The 16,144-nt window shown below is 60.4% G+C and carries 17 protein-coding genes; 11 read left to right on the forward strand and 6 right to left on the reverse strand.

From position 1 onward, the window contains the following. Positions 1-35 precede the first annotated feature (35 nt). The 4 genes from SIC14_RS12730 (at position 36) to SIC14_RS12745 (ending at position 2,117) form a co-directional block, all read left to right on the forward strand. Complete coding sequence (locus SIC14_RS12730; protein ID WP_412562299.1) at positions 36-518, forward strand: EF-hand domain-containing protein; 483 nt, start codon at positions 36-38, stop codon at positions 516-518. A gap of 94 nt (positions 519-612) precedes the next feature. Beyond that, positions 613-1,197 (forward strand): RNA polymerase sigma factor, encoded by a 585-nt coding sequence (locus SIC14_RS12735; RefSeq protein ID WP_412562300.1) that lies wholly within the window; start codon positions 613-615, stop codon positions 1,195-1,197. After that, positions 1,190-1,558, forward strand: coding sequence for a hypothetical protein (locus tag SIC14_RS12740; RefSeq protein WP_412562301.1), 369 nt, complete (start codon positions 1,190-1,192; stop codon positions 1,556-1,558). The genes SIC14_RS12735 and SIC14_RS12740 overlap by 8 nt, the downstream gene beginning before the upstream one ends. Before the next feature lie 4 nt (positions 1,559-1,562). After that, complete coding sequence (locus SIC14_RS12745) at positions 1,563-2,117, forward strand: periplasmic heavy metal sensor (protein WP_412562302.1); 555 nt, start codon at positions 1,563-1,565, stop codon at positions 2,115-2,117. A 12-nt stretch (positions 2,118-2,129) separates the two neighbouring features. Here SIC14_RS12745 and SIC14_RS12750 read toward each other — a convergent pair whose 3' ends face one another. Next, on the reverse strand, positions 2,130-3,500 hold the full coding sequence (locus SIC14_RS12750) for a diguanylate cyclase (RefSeq protein ID WP_412562303.1): 1,371 nt from the start codon (positions 3,498-3,500) through the stop codon (positions 2,130-2,132). Between the two features lie 172 nt (positions 3,501-3,672). On the opposite strand from SIC14_RS12750, the gene SIC14_RS12755 reads away from it, so the two are divergent. Then, positions 3,673-3,960, forward strand: a complete 288-nt coding sequence (locus SIC14_RS12755) for a DUF3572 domain-containing protein (RefSeq protein ID WP_412562304.1) — start codon at positions 3,673-3,675, stop codon at positions 3,958-3,960. 46 nt (positions 3,961-4,006) lie between these two features. Here the strand turns inward: SIC14_RS12755 and SIC14_RS12760 are convergent, their stop codons facing one another. Continuing rightward, a complete protein-coding gene (locus SIC14_RS12760; protein ID WP_412562305.1) occupies positions 4,007-4,462 on the reverse strand; it encodes a MarR family winged helix-turn-helix transcriptional regulator in 456 nt (151 codons plus the stop codon). A 163-nt stretch (positions 4,463-4,625) separates the two neighbouring features. Between SIC14_RS12760 and SIC14_RS12765 the strand changes: the two genes are divergently transcribed. The 3 genes from SIC14_RS12765 (at position 4,626) to SIC14_RS12775 (ending at position 7,204) form a co-directional block, all read left to right on the forward strand. Next, on the forward strand, positions 4,626-5,327 hold the full coding sequence (locus SIC14_RS12765; protein ID WP_412562306.1) for an HAD family hydrolase: 702 nt from the start codon (positions 4,626-4,628) through the stop codon (positions 5,325-5,327). Positions 5,328-5,477: 150 nt separating this feature from the next. Further along, positions 5,478-6,077 carry a heme NO-binding domain-containing protein gene (locus SIC14_RS12770; protein ID WP_412562307.1) on the forward strand — a complete coding sequence of 200 codons (600 nt, stop codon included), beginning with the start codon at positions 5,478-5,480 and terminating at the stop codon, positions 6,075-6,077. After that, entirely contained in the window at positions 6,074-7,204 is a 1,131-nt protein-coding gene (locus SIC14_RS12775; protein WP_412562308.1) for a GGDEF domain-containing protein, read from the forward strand. The genes SIC14_RS12770 and SIC14_RS12775 overlap by 4 nt, the downstream gene beginning before the upstream one ends. A gap of 78 nt (positions 7,205-7,282) precedes the next feature. Here the strand turns inward: SIC14_RS12775 and SIC14_RS12780 are convergent, their stop codons facing one another. Then, on the reverse strand, positions 7,283-9,640 hold the full coding sequence (locus SIC14_RS12780) for a hypothetical protein (protein WP_412562309.1): 2,358 nt from the start codon (positions 9,638-9,640) through the stop codon (positions 7,283-7,285). A 181-nt stretch (positions 9,641-9,821) separates the two neighbouring features. On the opposite strand from SIC14_RS12780, the gene SIC14_RS12785 reads away from it, so the two are divergent. Continuing rightward, positions 9,822-10,511: a thiamine diphosphokinase gene (locus SIC14_RS12785; protein WP_412562310.1), complete on the forward strand. Its 690-nt coding sequence runs from the start codon at positions 9,822-9,824 to the stop codon at positions 10,509-10,511. On the opposite strand, the gene SIC14_RS12790 is transcribed toward SIC14_RS12785, so the two are convergent. The 3 genes from SIC14_RS12790 to SIC14_RS12800 form a co-directional block, all read right to left on the reverse strand. Beyond that, a complete protein-coding gene (locus SIC14_RS12790) occupies positions 10,432-11,388 on the reverse strand; it encodes a DMT family transporter (protein WP_412562311.1) in 957 nt (318 codons plus the stop codon). The two genes, SIC14_RS12785 and SIC14_RS12790, sit on opposite strands and share 80 nt — an antisense overlap. Positions 11,389-11,685: 297 nt before the next feature. Further along, positions 11,686-12,093, reverse strand: coding sequence for a hypothetical protein (locus SIC14_RS12795; RefSeq protein WP_412562312.1), 408 nt, complete (start codon positions 12,091-12,093; stop codon positions 11,686-11,688). 107 nt (positions 12,094-12,200) lie between these two features. Next, complete coding sequence (locus tag SIC14_RS12800; protein ID WP_412562313.1) at positions 12,201-13,574, reverse strand: L-serine ammonia-lyase; 1,374 nt, start codon at positions 13,572-13,574, stop codon at positions 12,201-12,203. 237 nt (positions 13,575-13,811) lie between these two features. On the opposite strand from SIC14_RS12800, the gene rpiA reads away from it, so the two are divergent. Continuing rightward, positions 13,812-14,600 carry a ribose-5-phosphate isomerase RpiA gene (gene rpiA, locus SIC14_RS12805; RefSeq protein ID WP_412562314.1) on the forward strand — a complete coding sequence of 263 codons (789 nt, stop codon included), beginning with the start codon at positions 13,812-13,814 and terminating at the stop codon, positions 14,598-14,600. Positions 14,601-14,731: 131 nt separating this feature from the next. Continuing rightward, on the forward strand, positions 14,732-16,093 hold the full coding sequence (gene gor / locus SIC14_RS12810) for a glutathione-disulfide reductase (protein WP_412562315.1): 1,362 nt from the start codon (positions 14,732-14,734) through the stop codon (positions 16,091-16,093). The last annotated feature ends 51 nt before the right edge of the window (positions 16,094-16,144 follow it).

Below are 16,144 nucleotides of genomic sequence, written 5' to 3' on the forward strand. Positions count from 1 at the left end.
ACCAAGAAACAGACTGAGAAATCGGAGAGCACACTATGAAACGCACTATCATCATCACCACCCTGACCGCCCTTGCCATCGCGGGCACCACCGTCAGCGCCTCGGCTGAACGCGGTCACGGCCGCAAAGGCCCGCAGGTTGAGTTCAGCGATCTGGATGCCAACGGTGACGGCCAGATCACCGAGGCCGAGCTGACCGCCCACGCCGCTGCACGGTTTGCGGAGGTCGATACCAACGGTGACGGCGTGCTGAGCGCCGAAGAATTGGCCGCCCGCGCCGAAAGCGAGAACGCAGAACGTCAGGCCAAACGGATCGAACGGATGATCTCGAAGATGGATGAAAACGACGACGGTGTTCTGAGCGCCGAGGAAATGCAGCGTCGCGATCCCTCCAAGATGATCTCGCGTTTGGATGCAAATGAAGACGGCGCGATCTCGCAGGAAGAGTTCGACAATGCCAAGAAGCGTTTCGGCAAACGCAAAGGGGGCGGCAAAGACCGCGACGGCGACAGCAACTAAGCCCAGCCGCGCCCGGCTCTCCCCACTTCAAGGGGGGAGCCACCCTTGGCATGAGATTGCCAGACGCCACGGAAAGAGTTACGCCGGACGGACAATGGATATGGCCTTGGATGCAATGAGCGAAGTGACGGACGAAGCACTGCTGGTCCTGTTCGCCAATGGCGATGCGGATGCCGCGCGTTCTTTGAACGTGCGGTTGACCCCGCGTGTCTTTGCCCAGGCCATGCGGTTGCTGGGCAATCGCGCCGAGGCTGAAGATGTGGCGCAAGAGGCCATGATGCGGCTTTGGAAGATCGCGCCGGAATGGCGACAAGGCGAGGCCAAGGTGACGACCTGGCTTTACCGCGTTGTTGCGAACCTGTGCACCGACCGGCTGCGCAAGAAACCAAATGTGGGCATTGATGCCATCCCGGAACCCGAAGACGAGTGCGCCAGTGCCGCCGAAGGGTTGCAGGACCAGGCCCGCAACACGGCGCTATACAGCGCCCTCGATCAGCTGCCCGACCGGCAGCGACAGGCGGTTGTGCTGCGCCACATCGAGGGTCTGGGCAATCCTGAGATTGCCGAAATCATGGACATCAGCACAGAAGCGGTCGAAAGTCTGACCGCGCGGGGAAAACGAGCGCTGGCTGCGGCCCTGGCCGGGCGGCGCGATGAACTGGGGTATTCCGATGGATAAGCGCGAGCTGGATGACATGGAGCTGGACGCTCTTTTTGCTGCGGCACGAGGGCAGGACACCTTGCCTTCAGGCGATCTGATGGAGCGGGTGCTCTCGGACGCTTTGGCTGTGCAAACCTTGGCGCAGGCCAATGCCATCCCTGCGGCGCCACGGCGTCGCTGGTGGCAGGCGGCTTGGATGGCTGTGGGCGGATGGCCGGCGATGGCGGGTCTGGCCACCGCAGGTGTGGCAGGGATCTGGATCGGTGTCAGTCCGCCAGACGGGCTGAGCGACAGTGCAACCGCCTTGTTTGCCTGGGAAACAGACGGGTATCTTGTGGACGTCACCTCCGGCTTCTCGCTGGATCTGGCGGAAGGGTAAAACGATGGCAGAACAGAATACATCCGGCAAAGGCAGCTCGGTCAGGCTCTGGGTGCGCGGGCTGTTGCTCGTTTCGCTGGGGCTGAACGTTGCAATTGCGGGGATCGCCCTTGGCGCTTTTTACAGTTATGGCGCGCCGGCATCAGGCAAGAGGCCACCACGCGGCGACGAAATCGCCGGCACCTATACCCGTGCGCTGGACAGCGAAGACCGCCGTGCCATCGCCCGTCAGCTGCGCCGTCAACAACGGGACGTGATGCCAACCCGCGCTGAGTTTCGGGCGCAGTTTCTGGACGTCATTGCCTTGCTGCGCAGCGAAAATTTTGATCCGGATCAGCTGGCCGCGCTTTTTGCCGCACAGCGGGCGTTTGGCATGAAACGGGCTGAGTTGGGCCATGATCTGCTGCTGGAGCGTCTGAGTAATATGACCGCCGAAGAACGCGCGGGCTTTGCCGATCGGTTGGAGAAAAATCTGAGCAGGAAAAAGTCTGGCAAAGACGGTGAACATCCCCGTCCCGGTCCCGGTGGGCGCCCGCCCAAACCTGACAGCCGGCCCTGACCCGGCGGTGTGTCAGGCCGCAGATTTGCTCATCCGGACCTGATTGCGCCCCAAAGCCTTGGCCCGATAAAGTGCCTCGTCGGCGCGTTTGAGCAATTGGCCCAGATCACTGTGTGGGCAAGGGTCGGCGACATGCACCAGACCCAGGCTGAGGGTCAGCGGCAATTGTCGTCCATCGCTCAAAGTGACGGGATAGGCGGCAAACCCGGCACAAAGCGCCTTGGCCCAGGCTTCGGCAATGCGGGCTGTCGGACAGGGACGAGCGATCAGGAATTCTTCCCCGCCGATCCGGGCCAGAATGTCCCCCGGCGCCCCCAACGCCCGTAGACGTTTGGCCACCTGTTGCAACGCCTGATCCCCGGCATCATGGCCATAGCGGTCATTCACCGCTTTGAAGTGATCGATATCGGCCAGCAAAACCGCATGTGCCTGACCGGCGAGCTGCGGCAGCGCCGCGTGCACAAAACGGCGGTTGTGCAATCCTGTGAGTGGATCACGCACTGCCGCGTGCAACGCCGCATCCAGATGCTGGTGGTGCGCATCGATACGGCGTTTGCGTTCGTCCAGCTGGCGGACCCGGTGGCGGATTTCCTGTGGGTCAAAGGCGCGGGGCGCCACCGCTTCCGCCCCAAGATCAAACAGCTGGGCTACATCCGCTGGGCAGTCGGTGCCGGGCAAGGCAAGAATTTGCATATTTCGCAGGCCGCTATGGGCGCGCAGGTTGGCCACAAGCGGCGGCATGGCCGGGGCATCTTCGGGGGCGCAGCCCAGGATCAGCACATCCGGTGGGGAGTCCAGAAATGCCTGCTGATGCAACACCTCAAGCGGCAGCAGCTTTGTTGCCAGATGCGGCCGTAGATCTGCCTGCCAGACCACCCCGAGGTGTGGCGACAGGTGCAGCAGCGCGACCTGGGACCTGTCATCGGATGCACTAGGCTGAAACCCAGCAGCAGCTTCGCGAAACCCGCGATCTGTGTCCGCCGGAGTCGGTTCCAACCCGTCGGGCAGTGCGCGGGGCAATTCCATCCGCACCAGCGCCCTGAGACGTGCAAAGAGCAAAGCGTCTGATTCAGAGGTGTCGACCAAGTCCATCGCACCTGCAGCCAGCGCGTCCAGCAGTGCCTGCCCACCCGGCGCTTTGTGCAGCACGACAACAGGAGGCGCCAACCTGCGCTGTGTCAGTTCTTCGCAGAAGGTTGCCAATGTTGTGTCAGGCAGCTGCGCTGCGCAGAGCACGGCCGAAAAACTCTGTTGCGCCAACAGGTCGAAAGCTTCGCGGGCCGTGGCGCATGGCGTCACGCTAAAATAGCCTGCCGTGAGGCGCACCCGCATCAAGATGCGGTTGGTCGCAATCGGGTCCAGCAATAGAATGTTTCCAGGCATCGTCCCCCGTCCTTTTGCGGTCCCTTGCGGCCAGTTCAGCCATTTGGCGGTGCCGTGACATCGGTCCCTATGGCTTGCTCCTCCTCACTATTCATGGAAAGGGTTAACAAATCGTTCCCAAGTCAGAATTGACCTGAACGACATCTGTCTTATTCCGTTTCCGGAGGCCGCAATGACCCTCATGCCCCGCGACACCGCAGAAACTCTGGCGCTACAGGCATTGGCCTGGCTGGCTGGCAACGAAGAGCTGTTGCCGGTGTTTATGGGGGCCACGGGCTCCTCTCAGGATGAACTGCGCGCGCAGGCCGGGCAGCCCGAGTTTCTGGCCTCGGTTCTGGATTTCCTGTTGATGGATGACGCTTGGGTGATCGCCTGTTGTGATGCCCTACAGCAACCTTATCCGCAGCTTATGCAGGCCCGCGCAGCCTTGCCCGGCGGGGCTCAGATCAATTGGACCTGAGCGGTCATCTTCAGAGAACACAGTAACGGAAATGAGGCAAAACCCGTTACAGCGTTGCCAGAGGTGCGTCTCCGGTTTCGCGCAGCTTGCCCAACAGACGTTTCAGTTCTGCCTCTTCCGCATCGGACAGGGCGGTTGACATCACAGCGGCATTTTCCCGCGCATAAGGCGTGCATTGTTTGATCAAACGCCGCCCTTCACCGGTCACCGAGACCCGCCGGGTGCGCTTGTCCTCGGTGCCGCTGGCGCGGTCGATCCAGCCTTCCTGTTCCATGTGACGCAACGCCCGCGAGGTCGCTGTGCGGTCAATGCCAACAAAATCGGCGATGTCAGAAGGCTGGCTCAGCGCCTCATTGCCGATGGCCAACAGGATGCACCAGGTCGTGCGGGTGAGGCCATGCGGTTTCAGCCGGTCGTCCAGCCGCCGTTCCTGCATGCGCGCCGCAATCGACAGTTGGTATCCGAGAGAGTGATGCAGTCTGTAGGGTTCTGTATGCGCCATGGTTGAATCCGACAGGATCACATGGCGAAAGTCAAGTCATCCCCTGCCTAAGTCTCTCTGAAACAACAGACTTGTCATCGTGCTGCGAAGCCGTCAGGGTCGCGGCCTGACAGGCATTGGGATCGGCCGCTCAGCGGCAATGGCAAGAACAGGCGGACGACAGATGGAACTAGATGGCATTCTTTTCGACAAGGACGGAACCCTGTTTGATTTCCGGGCCACATGGGATCGTTGGGCGGCGGATCTGATTGCGGATCTTGCCGCGGGGGATGCGGTCCTGGCGTCTGCCATTGCGGAAAATATCGCCTTTGACCTCACCCGGTCCGAGTTCATGGCGCACAGTCCCGTGATTGCTGGCACCAGCCGAGAGGCTGCGGAATGTGTGGCCCGGGCGATGCCCGATCGCGACATTGATGCGTTAGAGGCGCAGATGAATGCTTCGGCTGCCCTGGCCCCTTTGGCCCCGGCGGTGCCCCTATCGCCCTTGTTGACGGAACTGGCGGGGCGCGGGTTGAAGCTGGGTGTTATGACCAACGACTCCGAAGAAAGCGCACAGGCGCAGCTGACCGCGGCAGGGATCGTCTCGCAGTTTGATTTTGTTGCGGGGTTTGACAGCGGGTTTGGCGCCAAACCGGATCCCGATCCCCTGTTGGCCTTTGCCGATCAGATGGAGCTACCACCGGCGCGAATCGCAATGGTCGGCGACAGCGCCCATGACTTGATTGCAGGGCGTCGGGCCGGAATGGCTACAATTGGTGTGCTGACTGGTATTGCGGTTGAGGCAGACCTCAAGACGCTGGCGGATGTTGTCCTGTCAGATATTGGTGAAATCCCAGATTTTCTAAGGCGGTCTGTTGCGTCATGAAACGTCCAATGCTGCCCAAACCTGCCTGAATCTGGTGCAAAAGCATAGGGTGCCCAGTGAACCCGCTGAAGCCGCCCACGAATTAAGACTTTGTTAACACTTGCGGCCTAAAGCCTTCCCCGAAGTGAAGCATGGGGATGAGATTGGATCATGCACGGGTTAATAAATCGTGTCATTCATCGATACATACTTGAAAAATATGGGGCCGCCACTTGGCGTCGGGTGGCGCGCCGCGCTGGTGTACAGCCGCCCCGATTTGAGGGTCTTCAACGCAGTCCGGACAGGGTCACCAGACGCCTGATCTGCCATTTGGTACGCTTGAGCCAACAAGAGGAGCGCAGGGTACTGCGCGACCTCGGGCAATTCGCCGTCAGCCATCCCGCCGCCGCGCCCTATGTGCAATTGCTGCGGTTCGGCGGGGCGGGGTATGCCGGTTTCCTCGGATCGCTTGAGGATCTGCCGGTTCGGTTGCAAATGCTTCTGCCGGGGGGCGAGGTGCCCGATTTCGAAGTGGCGCAGACAGATGTCGGGCGCTTTTATTTGATCTGCCGCTCCAACCTTTCGGGGTTCGGCTCAGGATTGGTTGGTCTGTTGGAGGGTATGGCTGAGATCTACGAAACCCCAGCTGATATTCAGCATCTGGCGCGGGTGGAGGGGCGACAGACCTGCGATCTTCTGTCGGTACAGCTTTTGGCCGAGCAGGGGCGCACAACAGGCATGCTGGCAGCCAATTGCGGTGCGGCGGTATGACATCCTATCCCCAGCCGGAGTCGCTGACGCGGAAGCAATGTCAGCAGACCGCGCCCGCCGAAAACACGACGGGCCCGAAAGACCTGCCAGCTGAGTGGCCGGCTGGCCTCGCAAATGAGCTGCCAGCAGGTTGGTGGCAGGCGTTTGATCAGCTGATGCCAATGCATCTCTCGCTGACACCAGAGGGCATCATCACCCGCGTGGGTCCAACGCTGCACAAAATTTTGCAGGTCACCCAACCGGGACACCTCCGCGCCCTTTCCGACGCGCAACACATTCCATTCGCAACCGTTTTCGACCTGTCGCGGCCTCGTCTTATGCCCGGTGAAAACGTCGGTGGGCTGCCCAATGGCACTGCCCTGAACCTAAACCTCGTCTCATCCAAGCCGTTGCCAGATATCACTCTCAAAGGTGGATTGGCCTCGCTAGGGGCACATCGTTTGTTAAACCTCTCCTTTGGGTCCCAACTGGCCGAAGGAGTCACCGCCTTTGCCCTGACGGCCGAGGATTTTGCCGCCACAGATCCGGCGCCGGAGATGTTGTTTCTGATGGAAGCGAAATCTGCGGCGGTTGAAGCCAGCCAACGGCTGAGCCGCCGGTTGCAATCGGCGCGGATCGCGGCAGAGGCCGAGGCGCAGACCGATACTCTGACCGGTGCGAAAAACCGACGCGCGATGGAGCGGGAACTGACATTCCTTTGCAAATCGGGGGCGGCATTTGCGGTGATCCATCTGGATCTCGATCACTTTAAACAGGTCAACGACACCCGTGGCCATCTGGCCGGGGACCACGTGCTACGGGTGGCCACAGAACGTCTGTCAGCGCAGCTGCGTCAGTCCGATCTGCTGGTGCGCTATGGTGGGGATGAATTCGTGCTGATCCTGCGGGGCGAAACTGACAAGGCCCAGCTTCGGGCCGTTTCAGACCGTTTGATCCACGTGCTGGAAGCCTCCGTGCTTTACCAGACCCATGTTTGCAAGATCTCCGCCAGCGTGGGGATCAGCCGGTCGGTGGATTATGCCACTCCTGAGCCCCAGCAGATGCTGGCAGATGCGGATGCAGCGCTCTACATCAGCAAACGCGCGGGACGTGGTTGTGCGCATTTCTTTGAGTGTGCGCCGGATTGAGTAGGGCAGAGGTTTAAAAACGCAAGACGCCCGGGCACAGGCCGGGCGTCTCGTAAGGTAGGTAAGATGGGGGGCTGGTTAACCGGCAGCGCGTTGGTCCGGTTTGAAACCGATCTGTTCGGAGACCGTGAAACGCCCGCCTTCCAGCTTTTCGATCTTACCGTCCCGCAGCAGCTGGCCAAAAGAACGCAGACCGTCTTCACGGCTGAACTCCATATCTTCAACCTGACGCGCCTTGCGCATCAGCTGCGGGCGGGAAAACTGCTCGCGGCCTTCCACATGCGCCAGGTAAGAGGCGGCCGCTTCCAGCAGATCGGGCAGCGCTTCGGCGCCCATTTCCTCTGCAAACTCGGTAAAGCTGGCAAATTCGGCAGATTTTGCGACCACTTCCTGAACGGCGGCGGGACGGATGCGGCGGGGACGCACGGGGCGGACCGGTGCCGCGGCCTCGGGCTGAGGCGCAACGTCGACGCGCTGCGCTGCCACCAGCTTCAACGGCGCTGGACGAGGTTCAGCGGCAGTGCCCGCTGCAGCTTGCGGCCGGCCGGGGCGCACCACGGTGTCAAGATCAGCGCGATAAGCGTTGTCTTTGGGGGCTTCGCTCAGCGCGCCACCGGCTTCGGTTTCGGCACGGGTGGCTTCAACAGCGCGGCGCAGGTGGGCAATCGCGTTACGGCGATGGGCACCTTCCGGATTGTCCATTTCCGATGCGGTTTTATCCATCAGGCGCGAAACATCCGCTTCTTCCGCAAAGATAGAGCGTACGTCGCCCTCTTCCAGCGGCTCCTCGGCGTCCTCTTCCGAGAATTCGGCCTCCACCTGGGCCAGTTCGCGCAGCAGGTCGGCCTCTTCTTCGGCGCTCAGGCTGGTGGCTTCGGTTTCAATTGCTGCCGGCGCGGGTGTTGCGACGATGTCTTCTACCTGCGGGGCCGGAGCCTGTTCGGCGGCAACCGCCGCTTCAAAATCCTTGCGCTTCATTTTCATGACGCGCACCGGACGGATGGGGCGAACGGGGGCGACAGGCTCTGCCGCGACGGGCTCATTGCTTGCTGCGTCAGCTGCGTCTGATGCGGCCTCACCGGGCAGCTCTACTGCCGCCTCGATTTCAGGCGCGTCTGTCTGGGCCAGCTGCTCGGGGGCGTCGATGTCGGCAACATCGGGCGTGTCTTCAACGAAGGGGGCAGTGTCAGCCGCGATCGCTTCCGGTGCCGCCTCTTGCTGAGCCGCTGCTTCCGATGCCGCTTCCAACCCTGGTTCCGACACTGGTTCCAACACTGGCGCATCCTCAAGATCATCCTGCGCCTCAGCCATAGCCGCCGCGATGGTGTCTTGCAGTGATGGCTCGATGCTGGGCTCTTCGGTCGCCTCATCTTGCAAGTCCGCAGGGGTCACTTCGACTTCAGCAGCTTCAGCGCCTTTCACGGCTGCCAGAATGGCGGAGAAATCATCTTCGGTTTCGGCGACCGTCTCCGCGTCAACGTCGATCTCAACAACGTCCCGCTCATCTTCCAAGGCAGCTGGGGTCGCCTCAACGACTTCCGTCTCAACAGCTTCGGCTTCCTCTTCAACGGCCGTAGACTGCGCTTGCTCCGGTTCTGCTGCGGCAGCAACCTCGGCAACCTTTTCTGCAACGGCTTCCGGCACCTCCACTTCGGGTGCAGACGCCTCCTCCATCGGGGTCTCGGCGGGCTGGTTGACAACGGGCGTCTCAGCAACCGTTTCGACCTCTGCCGTTTCCTCAACCTCTTCAACCGCTTCGCTCAACGCGGCGGCAAGATCGGCGTCCACCGGCTCGGCTGCGGCTTCGGCGTGTTGGTCCTCGGTATAGGTCTGTTCTGCTGGCTCAGCCGTGTTCTGCGAGACAACGGCGCGAATGCGTTGCAGTTTGGCGGCAACGCTGTCTTCGCTTACCGGTGCAGCTTGCGGCGCTTCGGCGATGGGCTCGACAGTTTCGGGTTCCAGAACTTCTGGCGCAGCGGAAACCGCTTCCACCTCAGGCTCAAACCCAGGCTCAATTTCGGGCTCAACTTCGGGCGTGGCTTCCGACGGGGTCTCTTTAGCGATTGTAAGGTCTGTGGTCGCAGCCTCAGCCGCTTGTGCCACCCGCGCGGCTGGGGCGGGTTCCGCCTCTGGCGTGTCAGCAATAACAGGGGCGGCAACCGCAGGCGCAGCGGCGGCAGCATCGGCGGCGCGCAGGTGGATGGTGCCTTGCTCTTCATGCGCTTCTACACGGCGGGCAATTTCGCGTTCGGCAATCCGGGCCAGCATGTCCGCGTCCGGGGTCGGTGGTTCCGCACCGAAATAGCGGTCGTCCGCAGCCAGATCACGGAAATACTCCGCAATCGACTTCATTGTGTCAAAGGAATCGTCGAACCCTTCCAGGGTGCAGGAGAATGTCCCGTAGGAAACCGTTAAAACTTTGTTGTTCGTAACCATTGTAAACTCGCCTTTCTCTGCCTCTGGCCTGTGCAGCGCCCCGATCAGGGCAATACACCACGCTTGTGACTATGCTGTTTACCAAGCGTATCCCGCCGAAAGGTGAACGAATCTGGGATAATAACTGTATCATTTTGTGACCATATTGTGGTCTGTTTCCAAAAACGGCAGATATTGCCACATGTTGAACAAGATTCTGCAGTCTCCGGCCCCTGTCACCCTGCTTGGCGCCGGAAATCTCTCTGAGCCTGCTTTGCGGGCTGCGTTAACCATTGCGCCACAATTGGTCTGCGCCGATGGCGGTGCGGATCATGCAGTGGCTTTGGGTCTGATGCCCGAAGCGGTTATCGGCGACCTCGACAGTCTGTCCGAGGCCACACGGGCCGCCCTGCCTGCCAATGTGATCCACCATATTGCGGAACAGAACAGCACCGATTTTGACAAGGCGCTGCGCAGTATTTCAGCGCCATTGGTGCTGGGTGTTGGGTTTGATGGCACCCGGATTGATCACCATCTGGCGGCTCTGCATGTCTTAATGGCTCGCCCGGAACAGCGCAGTATCCTGATCTCTGACGCGCAGATCACCTTCCTCGCCCCGCCACATCTGCGAATGGAGCTGCCAGAAGGCACGCTGGTATCGCTGTTTCCAATGGGGGCGGTGACGGGGCGCTCTGACGGGCTGCGTTGGCCCATCGAGGGGCTGGCCTTTGCGCCCGACAGTCAGATCGGCACCTCAAATGAGGTCACCGGACCGCTGACACTGCAGTTTGATCAGCCTCAGATGCTGGTGATCATGCCACGGGCGGCGCTGGACTCTGCGGTTGAGGCCTTGCTGTCTGCTTTCGTTGGGTGGCCTGCTCGCGCCAGATAATATAGAGGCCCGCGCCCAAGGTGATCAGGATCCCAACAGCGGCCAACCCGTTGGGCAGGTCTTTGAAGATCAACCAGCCAATCACGGTGGCAAAGGGGATCTCAAGATACTGCATCGGTGCCAGAGTGGTGGAAGGCGCATAGCGCAGGGACCAGGTCATCATCAGATGCGCCACCGTGCCGATCACCCCAATCGCAATCACCAGCCACAGGTCTGTCGTTGTAGGTTGGGCGAATTGCAGCGGCTCAAAGCCAACGGCGTGGCCCACGACCATCAGCGGCAGCAGCGCTGCTGTGGCGATGAAACCCGAAACCGCCTGGAGGGCAATCGGATCGGTTTGTTTCGCGATCTGACGGGTGGCCAGCATAAACAACGCAAAGATTACCGCCACACCAAGGGGCAGGAGGGCGGGCCAACCCACTTCGGCAAAGCTGGGTTGGATCACCAACAGCGTGCCGATGAAACCGACAACACAGGCGATCAGGCGGCGCGGACCAACCTGTTCGTTAAGCACGTATTTGCCCAGTAGCAGCATGATAAAGGGCATGACAAAGGCAATCGCAATTGCATCGGCCAGCGGCAGGAAGCCAAGCGCAGTAAACATCATCCCGATGCCAAGAATATGCAGCAGCGTCCGCCAGAGCACCAGCCCAAGGACACGACCCCGCAGCCGCCACGGTCGGCCGCTGGCCGCAACCAAAGGCGCCAACAGAAATCCCTGAATGGCAAATCGCGCCAGGATCAGCATCCCCAGCGGCAGCGTGCCATAAAGCAGTTTCGCCAAAGCATCGCCCAAAGGCGCAGCAAGGCAGAAGCCCAGCATCAAGGCGATGCCAAGCAGCGGGCGGTCATGGGTGGTGGAGGTTGCTTGTGTCATGCGCAAGAGGTTTCACGGATCGTGCAACTTGGCAATGGCGGGGATCTACGGTTGGTCAGTTTGAGTCGAGCTTCGGTGAGGTCAGTGCAGCCGTTCTTCTAGCGCTCTACACGCAGCTGCAGGTCCCATGCAGGATGCAAGTGTACGGGCTCCCTCCAACGACATTGTAACATAGGCAGGGCAAGGCGATGCTGAGATTTCTACCAGTTCCTCTGGGCCGTCCGTTTGCAGCCTTTTCAGGGATCCCAAAACACTGACGTCCATAGGCGGCATCTGGCTCGCCCAGAAATCATTTATTTAAAAGTGCAGAACCGTTGCAGACGTTTTGTAGTCTTCCCAGTATCCGTTCACATAACGCTGCCCGTCAAACTCTATCAGCTGCGTGTACCTGAAACTCAGATCGAATTCTGTGAAACCTTCTACGTCCCGCTCATATTCACCGGCATTGGCCTCTCTGAGCGACCTGAGGACTGCAACGTGAGGAAATTCGGACCTTCGTTGCGTGGAGAACCGACCGAAAACAAGGAAACTGTCATCAAGTGGCCGGAAATAGTCGGCTACTTCTCTGGTATAGCGCAGCTTGGCGTTTCCTTCGTCCAATTCGACTTGCTGTGCCAGCGGGATCATAGGCCAAGTGCATGTTAGGGCCCGGCTTGGCCCCGTAATGGAAATGGCTGCAGCGCCCAATGAAATGGCCAGGAACATGTGCATAAGGTCGCCTTGTCTAATCGTCACTGACAGACCTTAGCGACAGCCGGTCAGGGAGTGCAACTAAGGCAAGAGAGCCTCTCTGTGCCAGCGCCTCACTGCCGTCAGCAATTCGGCACGTTTACGGCCAGCCCACCCAGTGAGGTTTCTTTATAGTGCTCATGCATGTCACGGCCGGTCTGGCGCATGGTTTCAATGGCGGCGTCCAGCGGCACGAAGTGATCGCCGGTGCCGCGCAGCGCCAGCGAGGCGGCGGAGACGGCTTTGATTGCGCCGAGGCCGTTGCGTTCAATGCAGGGCACCTGAACCAGCCCTTTGACCGGATCGCAGGTCATGCCTAGGTGATGTTCCAGCGCAATCTCGGCGGCGTTTTCCACCTGTTCCACCGTGCCACCCATCACCGCGCAAAGCCCCGCCGCCGCCATCGCCGCGGCCGAGCCGACCTCGGCCTGACAGCCCGCTTCGGCACCGGAAATTGAGGCGTTGTGTTTGATCAAGCCGCCCACCGCCGCCGCGGTCAGCAGAAACTCGTCGATCTTGCTGGTGGAGGCGCCGGGCACATGATCCAGCCAGTAGCGGATCACCGCCGGCAGCACACCGGCCGCGCCATTGGTGGGGGCGGTGACAACCTGGCCTCCAGCCGCGTTTTCCTCATTCACCGCCATGGCGTAGGTGCTGATCCAGTCGTTGATCGTATGCGGGGCGGTCAGGTTCATGCCGCGCTCGGCCAGCAGCGCTTCGTGGATGCCTTTGGCACGACGTTTGACTTTCAAACCACCGGGCAGTTCGCCTTCGTTGGTGAGGCCGCGATCGATGCAGTCGTTCATCACCTGCCACAGCCGCGACATGCCGGATTTCAGGTTCTGATGCCCCCCGCGCGAAATTTCGTTGGCCTGCTTCATATGGGCGATGCTCTTGCCTGAGGTGCGGGCCATGTCCATCATCTCATCCGCCGTTTTGAACGGGTAAGGAACCGGCGCACCTTCATCGGTGTTTTTGCCCGCCGCCAGTTCGGCCTCGGTCATCACAAAGCCGCCGCCGATGGAATAATAGGTTTCCTGCAGGATCACATCGCCCTGCGCATCGGTGGCCATCAGGATCATCCCATTTGCGTGGCCGGGCAGGGCGGGGCCGTAGACGAACTTCAGGTCTTCGTTGGGATTGAACTGTAGGGCAGGCAGGCCTTCGGGGTGCAGCTGGTGATCCGCGCGGTTGGCTGCCAGCGCGGCCTCTGCCGCCTCATGGTCGTAGCTGTCAGGCAGGAAGCCCGCGAGGCCCAGAATGGTGGCCCGATCCGTGGCATGGCCAACACCGGTAAAGGCCAGCGACCCATGCAGCGATGCCTTCACTCCGTGTGGCTCAAACGGGGCATTGCGCATCTGCTGCAAAAACTGCGCCGCAGCCACCATCGGACCCATCGTATGCGAGGACGACGGGCCAACACCGACTTTGAACATGTCGAATACCGAAAGAAACATAGGCGGGGCAACTCCTTAGCGGGCAGATTGACGGGACACGGCGTTGGCATCACGGCAAACGGCAGTCTTCCTGCCCAAGCTATTCATCCCTGCGCCAACTGCCAGCCCAAATGCGACCCATAAACCCAGAAAGGCGGAGCGGATGGGCAGAATTTGCCACAATTCCTCCTCGCTTGCCCCGCAGAATGCTCCTATAACCGTGGCAAATAGCCCGTTGTCTCCGCAGGAGGATGTTACATGTCCGGTGAGTTGTCCCCAATCGATAAGGCCAAGTTTGTGGCCGCCAAAAAGGCGGTCGAATTTGTCGAGGATGGGATGCGTGTTGGGCTGGGCACTGGATCCACCGCTGCATGGATGGTGCGTTGTCTGGGGGAATTGGTGCGTGAGGACGGGTTGAAGATCCGCGGCATCCCGACATCGACCCGTACTGCCGCATTGGCGCAGGAAGTTGGAATTGATGTCATCAGCCTGGATGAGGCCAAATGGCTGGACCTGACCATTGATGGCGCCGATGAGTTTGACCGCGAGTTTAACCTGATCAAAGGCGGCGGTGCAGCGCTGTTGCAGGAAAAAATCGTCGCCACCGCCAGTGACAGGATGGTTGTGATTTCGGACATTTCCAAAGAGGTCGACACGCTGGGCGCCTTCCCGTTGCCGGTGGAGGTCATTCCCTTTGGCTGGCAAACCACCAAGGCCTTGATCGAAGAGATGCTCGACAGTCTGGATGTGCTGGGCCAGACCACCAGCCTGCGGATGAACGGCGATGCGCCCTTGTTCACCGATGAGGGCAACCATGTCATTGATCTGCACCTCAACCGCGTTGGCAATGTCCGCCAGATGGCGATGGTGCTGAACCAGATCCCCGGCGTGGTCGAAAACGGTTTGTTCTGCGATATCTGTGACACGGTTGTGGTCGGCTATGGTGACGGGCGGGTGCAGGTGCGCGACCTCAATGAAAACGCCTTGAGCGAAGACCGACTGGAGTTTGTTGACGCCGACAACCTGTTTGCGGATCTTGGGGATTGATGTCTGCGGCGCAGACTGAAGGTTTTTCCGACGGAAAGCATCACGAATCCGTGTGGCTCGGGTTTTAACCCGCGCCTTGGCATACTAACTTGGCCGCAACGAACGGTTTTTGCAGTGAAGGCAGATATCTGATGAGCTTCGACTACGATCTCTTTGTCATCGGCGGTGGGTCCGGTGGTGTGCGTGCGGCCCGTGTGGCGGCCGGCGATACCGGCGCCAAGGTCGCCCTGGCTGAGGAAGACCGCTACGGCGGCACCTGTGTCATTCGCGGCTGTGTGCCCAAAAAACTGATGGTCTTTGCCTCGGAGTTTCCCGAAATGGCGGCCGAGGCGCGCGCCTATGGCTGGGACATGCCGACCGGTGATTTCAGCTGGCCGGACTTCCGCAGCAAGCTGCATGCGGAACTGGACCGCCTCGAAGGCATTTACCGTCGCCTGCTGGCAAACTCGGGTGTGGAAACCTTTGATGCGCGGGCCAAAGTGGTGGACGCGCATACGGTGGAACTGTCCACTGGTGAACGCAAAACGGCCAAACATATCCTGCTGGCGATGGGCGGGCGTCCGGTGAAACTGGATGTGCCGGGTGCGGAGCATGCGATCACCTCGAATGAGATTTTCCTGCTAGACGAACTGCCGAAGTCGATCCTGATCGTCGGTGGCGGCTATATCGCCAGTGAATTTGCCGGTGTGATGAACGGGCTGGGTGTCAAGACCACCCAGTTCTATCGCGGCGAGCAGATCCTGCGCGGCTTTGACAATGAGGCCCGTGATCTGGTGGCGGATGAGATGCGCAACAACGGCATCGACCTGCAGGTGAACACCAATGTGACCCTGATGGAGAAAACCGCCGACGGCTCGATAAAGGTTACCGACACCAATGGCCGCGAACGCAGTTTTGATCAGGTGATGTTTGCCACCGGACGCACAGCCAACACCGACAATATGGGCCTGGAAGAGGCGGGTGTGAAGCTTGGCCGCAAGGGCGAGGTTGAGGTCGACCAGTTCAGCCAAACCGCGGTGCCGTCGATCTATGCGGTTGGTGATGTCACCGACCGAGTGAACCTGACACCAGTGGCAATCCGCGAAGGCATGGCCTTTGTGGAAACCGTCTTTAAGGGCAAGCCAACCCCGGTGGATCACGATCTGATCCCCACCGCCATTTTCACGCAGCCTGAAATGGGCACCGTCGGCATGGGCGAGGAAGAAGCCGCAGCCAAGGGCCAGATTGAGGTCTATTCGACCTCCTTCCGGCCGATGCGGTCGCTCTTTGCAGGATCGGACGCCAAGGTGCTGATGAAACTGATTGTGGATGCCAACACCCGCGTGGTTCTGGGCTGTCACATCGTTGCGCCCGGCGCCGGTGAGATGATCCAGCTGGCCGGCATCGCCGTGAAAATGGGCGCCACCAAAGAAGATTTCGACCGGACCGTGGCGGTGCATCCCACCATGTCCGAAGAAATCGTCACCATGAAAGCACCTACACGGACCGCTTAAAGGCGGTATAGTGCTTGAAATTTTCTGCCGATTGCACAGTTTGGTGAGTGA

This window comes from Thalassobius sp. MITS945101 (genome assembly GCF_047123305.1).
Lineage (GTDB): Bacteria > Pseudomonadota > Alphaproteobacteria > Rhodobacterales > Rhodobacteraceae > Thalassobius.